General features: G+C 65.6%; 16 protein-coding genes. 1 reads left to right on the plus strand and 15 read right to left on the minus strand.

Going from position 1 to position 10756, the window contains the following annotated elements; all coding sequences use genetic code 11:
• Positions 1 to 419 precede the first annotated feature (419 nt).
• The 5 genes from ACFFU4_RS18175 to ACFFU4_RS18195 all read right to left on the minus strand — a co-directional run bounded on the left by ACFFU4_RS18175 (position 420) and on the right by ACFFU4_RS18195 (position 4622).
• Positions 420 to 695: a DUF6455 family protein gene (locus ACFFU4_RS18175; RefSeq protein WP_377071319.1), complete on the minus strand. Its 276-nt coding sequence runs from the start codon at positions 693 to 695 to the stop codon at positions 420 to 422.
• 29 nt (positions 696 to 724) lie between these two features.
• Positions 725 to 1333 carry a protein-methionine-sulfoxide reductase heme-binding subunit MsrQ gene (gene msrQ, locus ACFFU4_RS18180; protein ID WP_377071320.1) on the minus strand — a complete coding sequence of 203 codons (609 nt, stop codon included), beginning with the start codon at positions 1331 to 1333 and terminating at the stop codon, positions 725 to 727.
• Positions 1333 to 2232 (minus strand): protein-methionine-sulfoxide reductase catalytic subunit MsrP, encoded by a 900-nt coding sequence (gene msrP / locus ACFFU4_RS18185; protein ID WP_377071321.1) that lies wholly within the window; start codon positions 2230 to 2232, stop codon positions 1333 to 1335. Before msrP ends, msrQ begins: the two co-directional genes overlap by 1 nt.
• A 77-nt stretch (positions 2233 to 2309) precedes the next feature.
• Entirely contained in the window at positions 2310 to 3803 is a 1494-nt protein-coding gene (locus tag ACFFU4_RS18190) for an FMN-binding glutamate synthase family protein (RefSeq protein WP_377071322.1), read from the minus strand.
• 198 nt (positions 3804 to 4001) lie between these two features.
• Positions 4002 to 4622 (minus strand): 2OG-Fe(II) oxygenase family protein, encoded by a 621-nt coding sequence (locus tag ACFFU4_RS18195; protein WP_377071323.1) that lies wholly within the window; start codon positions 4620 to 4622, stop codon positions 4002 to 4004.
• Between the two features lie 68 nt (positions 4623 to 4690).
• Here ACFFU4_RS18195 and ACFFU4_RS18200 point away from each other — a divergent pair, with 68 nt between their 5' ends.
• A complete protein-coding gene (locus ACFFU4_RS18200) occupies positions 4691 to 5434 on the plus strand; it encodes a hypothetical protein (RefSeq protein WP_377071324.1) in 744 nt (247 codons plus the stop codon).
• 107 nt (positions 5435 to 5541) lie between these two features.
• On the opposite strand, the gene rplP is transcribed toward ACFFU4_RS18200, so the two are convergent.
• The 10 genes from rplP to ACFFU4_RS18250 all read right to left on the minus strand — a co-directional run.
• Entirely contained in the window at positions 5542 to 5955 is a 414-nt protein-coding gene (gene rplP, locus ACFFU4_RS18205; RefSeq protein WP_377071325.1) for a 50S ribosomal protein L16, read from the minus strand.
• 13 nt (positions 5956 to 5968) lie between these two features.
• On the minus strand, positions 5969 to 6676 hold the full coding sequence (gene rpsC, locus ACFFU4_RS18210; RefSeq protein ID WP_377071327.1) for a 30S ribosomal protein S3: 708 nt from the start codon (positions 6674 to 6676) through the stop codon (positions 5969 to 5971).
• Positions 6676 to 7056, minus strand: coding sequence for a 50S ribosomal protein L22 (gene rplV, locus ACFFU4_RS18215; RefSeq protein ID WP_377071328.1), 381 nt, complete (start codon positions 7054 to 7056; stop codon positions 6676 to 6678). The genes rpsC and rplV overlap by 1 nt, the downstream gene beginning before the upstream one ends.
• A 3-nt stretch (positions 7057 to 7059) precedes the next feature.
• Positions 7060 to 7338: a 30S ribosomal protein S19 gene (rpsS, locus tag ACFFU4_RS18220; protein WP_377071329.1), complete on the minus strand. Its 279-nt coding sequence runs from the start codon at positions 7336 to 7338 to the stop codon at positions 7060 to 7062.
• A gap of 3 nt (positions 7339 to 7341) precedes the next feature.
• Positions 7342 to 8184: a 50S ribosomal protein L2 gene (gene rplB, locus ACFFU4_RS18225; protein WP_377071330.1), complete on the minus strand. Its 843-nt coding sequence runs from the start codon at positions 8182 to 8184 to the stop codon at positions 7342 to 7344.
• Positions 8185 to 8368: 184 nt separating this feature from the next.
• Positions 8369 to 8665: a 50S ribosomal protein L23 gene (locus ACFFU4_RS18230; RefSeq protein WP_377071331.1), complete on the minus strand. Its 297-nt coding sequence runs from the start codon at positions 8663 to 8665 to the stop codon at positions 8369 to 8371.
• On the minus strand, positions 8662 to 9279 hold the full coding sequence (gene rplD, locus ACFFU4_RS18235; RefSeq protein ID WP_377071332.1) for a 50S ribosomal protein L4: 618 nt from the start codon (positions 9277 to 9279) through the stop codon (positions 8662 to 8664). Before rplD ends, ACFFU4_RS18230 begins: the two co-directional genes overlap by 4 nt.
• Positions 9276 to 10118, minus strand: coding sequence for a 50S ribosomal protein L3 (gene rplC, locus ACFFU4_RS18240; protein ID WP_377071333.1), 843 nt, complete (start codon positions 10116 to 10118; stop codon positions 9276 to 9278). The genes rplD and rplC overlap by 4 nt, the downstream gene beginning before the upstream one ends.
• A 13-nt stretch (positions 10119 to 10131) precedes the next feature.
• The gene (gene rpsJ / locus ACFFU4_RS18245; RefSeq protein WP_104018654.1) at positions 10132 to 10440 is read right to left on the minus strand and encodes a 30S ribosomal protein S10; all 309 of its coding nucleotides are present in this window, start codon (positions 10438 to 10440) and stop codon (positions 10132 to 10134) included.
• Positions 10441 to 10520: 80 nt separating this feature from the next.
• Positions 10521 to 10756: EF-Tu C-terminal domain-related protein (locus ACFFU4_RS18250; protein ID WP_446692669.1), on the minus strand; the 236-nt coding region annotated here is incomplete at its 5' end.

A 10756-nucleotide genomic window follows, 5' to 3' on the forward strand; every position in this document is an offset into this window, starting at 1 on the left:
GCCCACATATCTCTTCAGATATACATCATGTCAAAGAGCAAGAGACAAAATCAAAACAGAGTGCGCCATCTATGTTGGCCCAGCCCGCCGATCTTACCTCGGTGTTTTTGCCTCGCGCTCGTCGGAAGCGGCTGCTTCGTCAGTCCGTTTGGCGGCCCGACATGCGCCTCAGCGCCGCCGGTGAGGGGCTGTTTACGGGGAGAGCCCGGAACCCGCAACCCCCTTTTTTGAGGATGACGGCTTTTTTTGCACTCAGTCGAATTTCAACCTGAAATGAACGGGTTGCGAGATTTTTCCGCCAATATCGCGGGGTGCGGCGCAACTTTGTTTCCGCCGCTCCCGGCATCCCGCCTTGCGCGCTCCGGTTATCCACAAACCTGTCCCCAGCATGTCGGGAACGCGGGCGGGCGATGCTGTCTTCAGGAGTCGTCCGAGCGATTTTGCGCCGTGAGGAACAGGAGCAACTTGCGATTCGGGCAGTATCGCGGTGGAAGCGGCCGTTCCCCGGGCGCAGCCAGACGATGGCTGCAATCCTCCGGCTCCGAACATCCGGCACAGCGGTGCATGAGGCGTTCGATATCGGCCTCTGACAGGCCGAGCGCCTCTGCCTCGCGCATGATGTCAAGCCCGAGCGTCTTGGCCATCCGCTCCATCAGCCCGGCATAGCCCTCCGGGCGCGTCACCTTGGGTGGCATGGTCGCCTCCGTTTGAAGATGCCCCGAGTCTAGCGCACGGATCTTGCCAAAACCTTTCCAGGCGAGAGCCGCAATGCCAGAAGCCCGAGAATCACGGCGAGGTAGATCAGCGGCTCGAACTGAAACCCCTTGCTGAGCCAGATGAAATGCACCGCGCCCAGCACCGCCACCGGATAGACAAGCCGGTGCAGCCGCCGCCAGCGCGGGCCGAGCCGACGCAACGACAGGTCATTGGATGTGGCCGCCAGCGGAATCATCAGCATCAAGGCGGTGAACCCGACGGTCACGAACGGGCGCTTGACGATATCGGCCCGGATGCGCGCGGCATCCTGCACGTCCAGAAACAGCCAGACGGCGAGGTGCAGGCAGACATAGGTAAAGGCCAAAAGCCCGATCGCGCGCCGGAAGCGCAGGACGTTGAGGCCGAGATACCGCCGCAGCGGCGTAACGGCGAGTCCGGCCACCAGAAGCTGCAGCGCCACCTTGCCCAGCTCCTGCTCCAGCGCCTTGATCGGCTCTGCCCCGAGCCCGCCGGTCATGCCGAGATAGAAGAACCACACGGCGGGCGCGAGCCCCGTCAGCCAAAGCGCCCAGACCGGCACACGCCGCGCCGCACGGTTGATCCGGTCGGCCCACATCAGAAGTGCCGGGTGAGGTCCATACCCTCGTAGAGGCGCGCCACCTCGTCGCCGTAGCCGTTGAACATCAGCGTCGGAATGCGCGACGAGAACAGCCCGCCGCCGATTCGCCGCTCCGTCGCCTGGCTCCAGCGGGGATGGTCCACCTCGGGGTTGACGTTGGAGTAGAAGCCGTACTCGCGCGGGTTGGCCTTGTTCCAGCTTGTCGGCGGCTCGGCATCGGTCAGCGTGATGCGCACCACCGACTTGATCGACTTGAAGCCGTATTTCCACGGCACCACGAGGCGCAGCGGCGCGCCGTTCTGGTTGGGGATGTCGCGGCCATAGATGCCCGTGGCCATGATCGTCAGCGGGTGCATCGCCTCATCCAGCCGCAGCCCCTCGACATATGGCCAGTCGAGCACCGGGTAGGCCACACCCGGCATCTCCTCGGGGCGCAGGACCGTCTCGAAGGCCACGTATTTGGCCGCGCCCTGCACGCCCGCCACCTCCAGCAGGTCGGCAAGCTCGAACCCGTTCCACGGCACCACCATCGACCACGCCTCGACACAACGGAAGCGGTAGAGGCGCTTCTCCACGACCATCTTCGCCATGATATCCTCGAAGGCGTAATCGCCGGGACGGTCCACCAGACCGTCGATTCGCACGCTCCACGGCGCAATCGTCAGCCGATGGGCATGGCGCGCCGGATCACCCTTGTCGGTGCCGAACTCGTAGTAATTGTTGTACGAGGTGATGTCCTCCCACTCGTTCGGCTCGAGCGTCTCGGCGCGCGCGGGCCTGCCCGCCCCGACAAGGCCGATCCCGGCCGCACCCGCGAGCACCTGCCGGCGGTTCATGTAAACCGCTTCGGGCGTCACACAGCGTTCACTCAGGTCATTCTTCCAGCGGTTGGCCATCACGTCCTCCTGATCCGTTACGAGGAAATATAGGGGCAGACACGCGCATCACCAGCCGCGGGTTTCACCGTGTCCGATCACAAAGGCGCGTCCGGGCTGTAACTCGGCCGGATCTCGTTGAAGCGGATCGAGGTGCCGTTGGCCTGCACCAGCCGCACATGCCGCCGCCGCATCAGCCGCGGTTCGGCCACACCGACCGAGTGGGCAATGGTCTCGACCTCCTTGACGATCGAACGGGCGTAGCTGGCGACCTTGACGTACTTGTCCTCCACCACGAGGCCGCGCTGAAGGTAGGGATCATGGGTGGTGATGCCGGTGGGGCAGGTATTGCGGTTGCACTTGAGCGCCTGGATACAGCCGAGGCTGAACATGAAGCCGCGCGCCGATGTCACGAAATCCGCGCCGGCACAAAGCGCCCAGGCCACGTCGCCGGGATTGACCAGCTTGCCGCTGGCAATCATGCGGATCCGGTCCTTGAGGCCATAACGGTCCCGCAGGTCCACCATGCGCGGCAAGGCGTCGCGCAACGGCATGCCCACGAGATCCATCAGCGGCATGGGCGCAGCCCCGGTGCCGCCCTCTCCGCCGTCGATGGTGATGAAATCCGGCGCGCAATCCTCTCCGCGCGCGGCCACCAGCTCAAAGAACGGCTCCCATGCCTGCGACGAGCCGATCACCGTCTTGAAGCCGACGGGCCGCCCCGTGACGCGGCGGATATGGCCGATCATGTCGAGAAGATCGCCGAAATCGTCAACCTCCGCATGCCGGTTGGGCGAGATGCTGTCCTCGCCCACGGCAATGCCGCGGATGCGCGCCACCTCGGCATCGACCTTGGCCCCGGGCAGGATGCCGCCCTTGCCCGGCTTGGCCCCCTGCGCCAGCTTGATCTCGAACATCCGCACGCACGGGTTGTCCGACACCGCGCGCAGTTTCTCATCCGACAGGTGCCCCCCGGCATCGCGCACGCCATATTTCGCGGTGCCGATCTGGTAGACGATGTCGCACCCGCCGGTCAGATGATACGGGCTCAGCCCCCCCTCGCCGGTATTGAGCCAGATGCCTGCCTGTGCCGCGCCACGGCTGAGCGCCTCGACGGCGGGACGCGAGATCGCGCCATAGCTCATGCCGGAAATGTTGAAGATCGACTTCGCCTTGTAGGGAAGCGCGGCCCCCGGCCCGATCTCCATCGGCACGGTCGCGGCAAATTGGCCGTCGAGCGGCGGGAACACCGCCGGCACGAAGATGGGCGTGCCGGGCACACCCAGGTTGCGCGTCGAGCCAAAGGCGACGGTGTTGTCCTTGCCGCGCGTCGCGTGCGCCACCCAGTCGCGCTGTGCGCGATTAAACGGCATCTCCTCGCGGTCCATGGCAAAGAAATACTGCCGGAAGAACTCTCCCAGCTTGGTGAACAACCCCCGGAACCGGCCGATCACCGGATAGTTGCGCCGGATCGCGTCGCCGGGTTGCGTGCGGTCGATGATGTAAAAGAGCACAATCCCGAGCACCGCCGTGCCCAGAAGGAACACGAAGGCCAGCGCGAGGACCTCCAGTATCTGCGTGACGTATTCCATACCCGTCTCCCCGCTCAGATTGGCCGCCGCCTGCCGCGCCGGGGCATTCGTCCCGTCTTCCGGTTTAGTCCGGATCGCGCACGCTTGTCCACGGCACCCGTCGCCTCAGGGGGCGCGTGCCGCCCCGGCATCCGAATCGCGGGGCTTCGATCACGGGATGTGCGCCGAAACGACCGTTGCCGCCTTCGCAACCCACCCTTATTGCCAGGCGTAATTGAAACTCACGCTGATGCGGTCGTCCTCGCTCATGTTCATGGGCACCTCGTGGCGCAGCCACGATTCCCACAACAGCACGTCGCCCACCTCCGGGCGCAGGTAGACAAAGCCGCGCATCTCCTCGCGCGCGTCCCGCACGCGCGGCGGCGCGGCCATCATCCGGGCCGAGCGCGGATCCTCCAGCTTCAGCGCCGAGGTGCCGCCGGGCATGGCCACGTAGGTGGTCCCGGAAATCACCGAATGCGGATGGATGTGGCTGGAATGGGTACCGCCCTCGGGCAGGATGTTGATCCAGATATCCTCGAGTTTCAGGCCGCGCTCGCCGAGGTCGAATTCAAGATCGCGGGCGAAGGCCGCCACATGCGCGTCGAGCGCCGTGACGAGATCGGCGAAGACCGGAAAGCGCCACGGCAGGTCCGTCAGCGAGGCGTAGGAGGTGTAGCCGGGATAGCCCTCGCGTTCGCACCAGTCCTGCCCGGCCTCGTCATCCTCCGCAATGGAATAGCATGACGCCGCCATCTCGGCGGGGTCGATGGCGGGGCCATGCTCGGCAAGGGGCGCATGGTAGAGGCGGGTCACGAAGAGCGAGCGGATATCGGCCATGCCCGCCTCTTAGCGCAGTCAGGGCCGCGCGCAAGGGTTTCTCAACGGTTTCGCGGCAGTCTGCGGCGATGGCTCGCAACATCCGGCATATCGTGATTCGACTGACGGCGCTCGCGTGGCTGGCCCTCGGTCCGGCATCGGCGCAGGCGGGGCCGGATACCGGCGGACGCTTTGTCGGCCGCGGGCCGATGTTCGATGTCGCGGCCACGCCTCTGATCGCGCGACTCACCGGGGCACCCGCCCCGCGCGGCAGCCTGTTCCCGGGTCGGGGGACGGGCGGGCTTCTTGACGGCACACGGGCGCGCGACCTCCTCGGTCGCGGGGCCTCCGGCACACCGGTGCGTGCCCGGCTGCGGGACCTCATAGCACGGGCCGAGGCCGGCGCGGCGGGCTATGACGCCGTGCAGGACGGGGCTTACGCCCTCCCGCCCCGGCGACCGACGCGGATGAGCCTGCGCAACATCTTCGGCTGGATCGACGCCACGCCCGGGCAGCATCACGCCATCGGACGCTACCAGATCATTCCCGCCACTCTCCGGCGGCTGGTGGCGCGGGCGGGGATCGGGCCGGACACGCGATTCAGCCCCTCGGTTCAGGACCGGCTGGCCGACATGCTGCTCGACGATGCGGGTCTCGACGCGGTTCGTCGTGGCGAGATTTCCCGCGCGGCGTTCCGGCTCAACCTCGCCAAGGTCTGGGCCGGCCTGCCGACGGCCAAAGGGCGCAGCTATTATCACGGGGTGGCCGGAAACAGGGCGGCTCTGAGCTATGACAGCTACAAAAGCGCGGTGGACGACATCCTCGGCGGATGAGCTTGGGTGGGGCGCATGCCACCCGTCCGCTTGCTTGCCGCAAAGAAAAAACCCCGCGCGATCACTCGCGCGGGGGCATATGGCAGGGTGGGGTTCAACCCCACCATTCACCAGTCCTCGCGGACCACGACGCGGGTCTTGACCGGCAGCTTCATGGCGGCAAGGCGCAGGGCCTCCATCGCCACGCCTTCGCTGACGCCGTCGATCTCGAACATCACGCGGCCGGGCTTGACCTTGCAGACCCAGCGATCCACCGAGCCCTTGCCCTTGCCCATGCGGACCTCGATCGGCTTGGCCGTCACCGGCACGTCCGGGAAGATGCGGATCCAGACGCGGCCCTGACGCTTCATGTGGCGGGTCATGGCGCGGCGCGCGGCCTCGATCTGGCGCGCGGTCACGCGCTCGGGTTCGGTCGCCTTGAGCCCGTGGGAGCCAAAGTTGAGATCCGAGCCGCCCTTGGCCTCGCCCTTGATGCGGCCCTTGAACTGCTTGCGGAATTTCGTGCGCTTAGGTTGAAGCATCTGTCATTCCTCCTCAGCGACGGCCGCCGGCGCCACGGGGGGCGGGGCCATCCTGCAGTTCCTGGGCCTTGCGATCGCGGGCACCCGGGTCGTGCTCCATGATCTCGCCCTTGAAGATCCACACCTTGATGCCGATGATCCCGTAAGGAGTCGTCGCTTCGACATTGGCGTAGTCGATATCGGCGCGCAGCGTGTGCAGCGGCACCCGGCCCTCGCGGTACCATTCGGTCCGCGCGATCTCGGCGCCGCCGAGGCGGCCCGCAACGTTCACCCGGATGCCGAGCGCGCCCATGCGCATGGCGTTCTGCACCGCGCGCTTCATCGCGCGCCGGAACGACACCCGACGCTCAAGCTGCTGCGCGATGCTCTCGCCCACCAGCGCCGCGTCGAGCTCGGGCTTGCGGACCTCGACGATGTTGAGGTGAAGCTCGCTGTCGGTCATCTTCGCGAGCTTGCGGCGCAGCGTCTCGATATCCGCGCCCTTCTTGCCGATGATGACGCCGGGGCGCGCCGTATGGATCGTCACGCGGCACTTCTTGTGCGGACGCTCGATAATCACGCGGCTGACGCCCGCCTGCTTGCACTCCTGCTTGATGAAGTCGCGGATCTTCAGATCCTCGAGCAGGAGATCACCATAATCCTTGGTGTCGGCATACCAGCGGCTGTCCCAGGTGCGGTTGACCTGCAGGCGCATACCGATCGGATTGACTTTGTTACCCATCAGGCTTGCTCCTCGATTTCACGCACCTTGATCGTCAGTTCCGAGAACGGCTTGCGCAGCGCGCCAAAGCGACCGCGCGCCCGCGGACGCCCGCGCTTGAGCACGAGGTTCTTGCCGACCCAGGCTTCGGCGACGATCAGCTCGTCAACATCCAGCCCGTGGTTGTTCTCGGCATTCGCGATCGCCGATTGCAGGCACTTTCGCACGTCCTGCGCGATCCGTTTCTTGGAAAAGGTCAGGTCGGTCAGTGCCTTCTCGACCTTCTTGCCGCGGATCATCGCCGCGACGAGGTTGAGCTTCTGCGGGCTGGTACGCAGCATCCGCAGCTTGGCCATCGCCTCGTTATCCGCCACGCGGCGGGGATTCTTATCCTTGCCCATGGCTTATTTCCTCTTCGCTTTCTTGTCCGCCGCGTGCCCGTAATAGGTGCGGGTCGGCGAGTACTCGCCGAATTTCTGGCCGATCATGTCCTCGCTGACGTTCACCGGCACATGCTTGCGCCCGTTATAGACACCAAAGGTGAGGCCCACGAATTGCGGCAGGATGGTCGAACGGCGCGACCAGATCTTGATGACTTCGTTGCGCCCCGATTCGCGTGCTGCCTCGGCCTTTTTCAGGACGTAGGCATCGACGAAGGGGCCTTTCCATACAGAGCGGCTCATGTGTTAACGGCCCTTCTTCTTGGCATGACGCGAGCGCAGGATAAGCTTTTGCGACGCCTTGTTCTTGTTGCGGGTGCGCATCCCCTTGGTGGGCTTACCCCAGGGTGTGACCGGGTGGCGGCCGCCCGAGGTGCGGCCTTCGCCGCCGCCGTGCGGGTGATCGATCGGGTTCATCACCACGCCACGCACCGAGGGACGCTTGCCATAATGGCGCATCCGGCCGGCCTTGCCGTAGTTCTGGTTCGAGTTGTCCGGGTTGCTGACGGCACCAACGGTGGCCATGCACTCCTGCCGCACGAGACGCAGCTCGCCCGACGAGAGCCGGATCTGCGCATAGCCGCCATCACGGCCGACGAACTGCGCATAGGTGCCCGCGGCGCGCGCGATCTGACCGCCCTTGCCGGGCTTCAGTTCGATGTTGTGGATGATCGTGCCGATCGGCATCCCCGAGAACGGCATCGCGTTGCCCGGCTTGATGTCGGCCTTGGCCGAGGCGATGACCGTGTCACCGATGGCCAGACGCTGCGGCGCCAGGATATAGGCCTGCTCGCCATCCTCGTAGCGGATGAGCGCGATGAAGGCGGTCCGGTTCGGATCGTATTCGATCCGCTCGACGGTGGCCGCCACGTCAAGCTTGGTGCGCTTGAAATCGACGATCCGGTAGAGGCGTTTCGCCCCGCCCCCGCGACGACGCGAGGTAATCCGCCCGGTGTTGTTGCGACCGCCCGATTTCGTCAGACCCTCGGTGAGGGATTTGACGGGGCGGCCCTTGAACAGCTCCGAACGGTCGATCAGCACCAGCCCGCGCTGGCCCGGCGTCGTCGGCTTATACGACTTGAGTGCCATGCTTTCTGTCTTCCGTTTGCAAACGCGACCCATAACGGGCCGCTATGTAGGGCGGGGTTCACCCCGCCGCGGTTATAGGCCCCCGCAGGTGCCCGGCTCGCGGGAACGGGCGGCACGCGCCCCTTGTCCCCGGAAATAACGCAGCCCCGGACAATAGCCGGGGCGGCGCGAATGCGGTCTCTTATTAGAGACCCGTGGTCACGTCAATGGTGTTGCCCTCTTCGAGCGTGACATAGGCCTTCTTGACGTCCTTGCGGGTGCCCTTGACACCGCGAAAACGCTTCTGCTTGCCCTTGGTGATGGTGGTGTTGACCGCCTTCACCTTGACCCCGAAGAGCGCCTCGACGGCGTCCTTGATCTGCGGCTTGTTGGCGTCGATCGCCACCTCGAAGACGACCGCGCCGCTCTCGGACGCCATCGTCGCCTTCTCGGTGATGACCGGCTTGCGGATCACGTCGTAATGTTCTGCCTTGGCACTCATTTCAGTCGAGCCTCCAGTGCTTCGACACCCGCCTTGGTGATCACCAGGGTGTCACGCTTGAGGATGTCATAGACGTTTGCGCCCATCGACGGCAGCACATCGAGACCCTCGATATTGGCCGCCGCGCGCGCGAATTCCGCGTTGACCTGCGCGCCGTCGATGACGAGCGCGCGTTTCCAGCCCAGATCCCTGACCTGGCGGGCCAGGGTCCCGGTCTTGCCGTCGCTGGCGGCATCCTCGATGACCACGAGCTCGCCCGCCTGCGCCTTGGCCGAGAGCGCGTGCTTGAGGCCAAGCTTGCGCACCTTCTTGGGCAGCTCATGCGCGTGGCTGCGCGGGGTCGGGCCCTTGTAGATGCCCCCCTTGCGGAAGATCGGCGCGTTGCGGTCGCCGTGGCGTGCGCCGCCGGTGCCCTTCTGGCGATAGATCTTCTTGCTGGAATAGCTGGTTTCCGACCGGGTCTTGACCTTGTGCGTGCCGGCCTGTGCCTTGTTGCGCTGCCAGCGGACGACGCGGTGCAGGATGTCGGAACGGGGCTCCAGGCCGAAGACGTCTTCGCCCAGATCGACCGAACCAGCCTTGCCGCCGTCCAGTTTGATCACGTCGAGTTTCATTCCTCGCTGTCCTTCTTCTCGGCCTCGATTTCGGCCTCGGCCTCCTCGAGCGCGGCAGCCTCGGCGGCGGCCTGCTCTTCGGCGAGACGCTTGGCTTCGGCTTCTTCCTCGGCGGCGGCCTGGGCAGCGGCTTCTTCCGCGGCGCGGCGCGCCTCTTCAGCCGCCGATTTCAGCGCGGCGGGGAGGATGGCACTCTCCGGGAACGGCTTCTTCACCGCATCCTTGATCGTCACCCAGCCGCCCTTCGATCCCGGCACGGCACCCTTGATCATGATCAGGCCGCGTTCGGCATCGGTGCGGACCACCTGCAGGTTCTGCGTGGTGATCCTGGCGGCCCCCATGTGGCCGGCCATCTTCTTGCCCTTGAACACCTTGCCGGGGTCCTGGCACTGACCGGTGGAGCCGTGGCTCCGGTGGCTGATCGAGACACCGTGCGTGGCCTCGAGCCCGCGGAAATTGTGCCGCTTCATGCCACCGGCAAAGCCCTTGCCGATCGAGGTGCCCGATACATCGACGTACTGGCCCTCAAAGTAGTGATCGGCGGTGATTTCCTCGCCCACATCGATCAGGTTTTCGGGCGCGACGCGGAATTCCGCGACGCGACGCTTGGGCTCGACCTTGGCGGCGGCGAAATGGCCGCGCATGGCCTGGCTCGTGCGCTTGGCCTTGGCCGTGCCGGCACCGAGCTGGACGGCCGAATAGCCGTGTTGCTCAGGGGTGCGCTGTGCCACCACCTGAAGCTTGTCGAGTTGCAGGACGGTCACCGGCACCTGCCGTCCGTCCTCCATGAACAGCCGGGTCATCCCGACCTTCTTCGCGATCACACCAGAGCGCAACATCACCTTGCCCCCCTCAAACCGAAATCTGCACGTCCACACCGGCAGCGAGGTCGAGCTTCATCAGCGCGTCCACGGTCTGCGGGGTGGGATCGACGATGTCGAGGAGCCGCTTGTGGGTGCGGATCTCGAACTGGTCGCGGGACTTCTTGTTCACGTGGGGGCCACGCAGAACGGTGTATTTCTCGATCTTGTTCGGCAGCGGGATCGGTCCGCGCACCTGCGCGCCGGTCCGCTTGGCGGTGTTGACGATTTCCTGCGTGCTGGCATCCAGCACGCGGTAGTCGAACGCCTTGAGCCGGATGCGAATGTTCTGGCCTTGCATTGGTCTAGCCTTTCGCGGCTTTGGAGTTGATAGGAGGGAGGCCGGGCCGCCCGGCCTCCCTCATCGAACCCTTAAGGTTGTCACTCGATGATCTTGCTGACGACGCCGGCGCCGACGGTGCGGCCGCCTTCGCGGATGGCGAAGCGCAGGCCGTCCTCCATGGCGATCGGCGCGATCAGGTCGACGGCGAACTTCAGGTTGTCGCCGGGCATCACCATCTCGGTGCCCTCGGGAAGCTCCACCGTGCCGGTCACGTCCGTGGTGCGGAAGTAGAACTGCGGACGGTAGTTGGCAAAGAACGGCGTGTGCCGCCCGC

Origin of the sequence: Roseovarius ramblicola, from assembly GCF_042430665.1 — a bacterium.
Taxonomy (GTDB): domain Bacteria; phylum Pseudomonadota; class Alphaproteobacteria; order Rhodobacterales; family Rhodobacteraceae; genus Roseovarius; species Roseovarius ramblicola.

Coding starts and splice junctions, on each gene's coding strand:
- ACFFU4_RS18175 (WP_377071319.1), bottom strand. CDS start 695: ATGCCACCCAAGGTGACGCGCCCGGAGGGCTATGCCGGGCTGATGGAG.
- msrQ (WP_377071320.1), bottom strand. CDS start 1,333: ATGTGGGCCGACCGGATCAACCGTGCGGCGCGGCGTGTGCCGGTCTGG.
- msrP (WP_377071321.1), bottom strand. CDS start 2,232: ATGGCCAACCGCTGGAAGAATGACCTGAGTGAACGCTGTGTGACGCCC.
- ACFFU4_RS18190 (WP_377071322.1), bottom strand. CDS start 3,803: ATGGAATACGTCACGCAGATACTGGAGGTCCTCGCGCTGGCCTTCGTG.
- ACFFU4_RS18195 (WP_377071323.1), bottom strand. CDS start 4,622: ATGGCCGATATCCGCTCGCTCTTCGTGACCCGCCTCTACCATGCGCCC.
- ACFFU4_RS18200 (WP_377071324.1), top strand. CDS start 4,691: ATGGCTCGCAACATCCGGCATATCGTGATTCGACTGACGGCGCTCGCG.
- rplP (WP_377071325.1), bottom strand. CDS start 5,955: ATGCTTCAACCTAAGCGCACGAAATTCCGCAAGCAGTTCAAGGGCCGC.
- rpsC (WP_377071327.1), bottom strand. CDS start 6,676: ATGGGTAACAAAGTCAATCCGATCGGTATGCGCCTGCAGGTCAACCGC.
- rplV (WP_377071328.1), bottom strand. CDS start 7,056: ATGGGCAAGGATAAGAATCCCCGCCGCGTGGCGGATAACGAGGCGATG.
- rpsS (WP_377071329.1), bottom strand. CDS start 7,338: ATGAGCCGCTCTGTATGGAAAGGCCCCTTCGTCGATGCCTACGTCCTG.
- rplB (WP_377071330.1), bottom strand. CDS start 8,184: ATGGCACTCAAGTCGTATAAGCCGACGACGCCGGGCCAGCGCGGGCTG.
- ACFFU4_RS18230 (WP_377071331.1), bottom strand. CDS start 8,665: ATGAGTGCCAAGGCAGAACATTACGACGTGATCCGCAAGCCGGTCATC.
- rplD (WP_377071332.1), bottom strand. CDS start 9,279: ATGAAACTCGACGTGATCAAACTGGACGGCGGCAAGGCTGGTTCGGTC.
- rplC (WP_377071333.1), bottom strand. CDS start 10,118: ATGTTGCGCTCTGGTGTGATCGCGAAGAAGGTCGGGATGACCCGGCTG.
- rpsJ (WP_104018654.1), bottom strand. CDS start 10,440: ATGCAAGGCCAGAACATTCGCATCCGGCTCAAGGCGTTCGACTACCGC.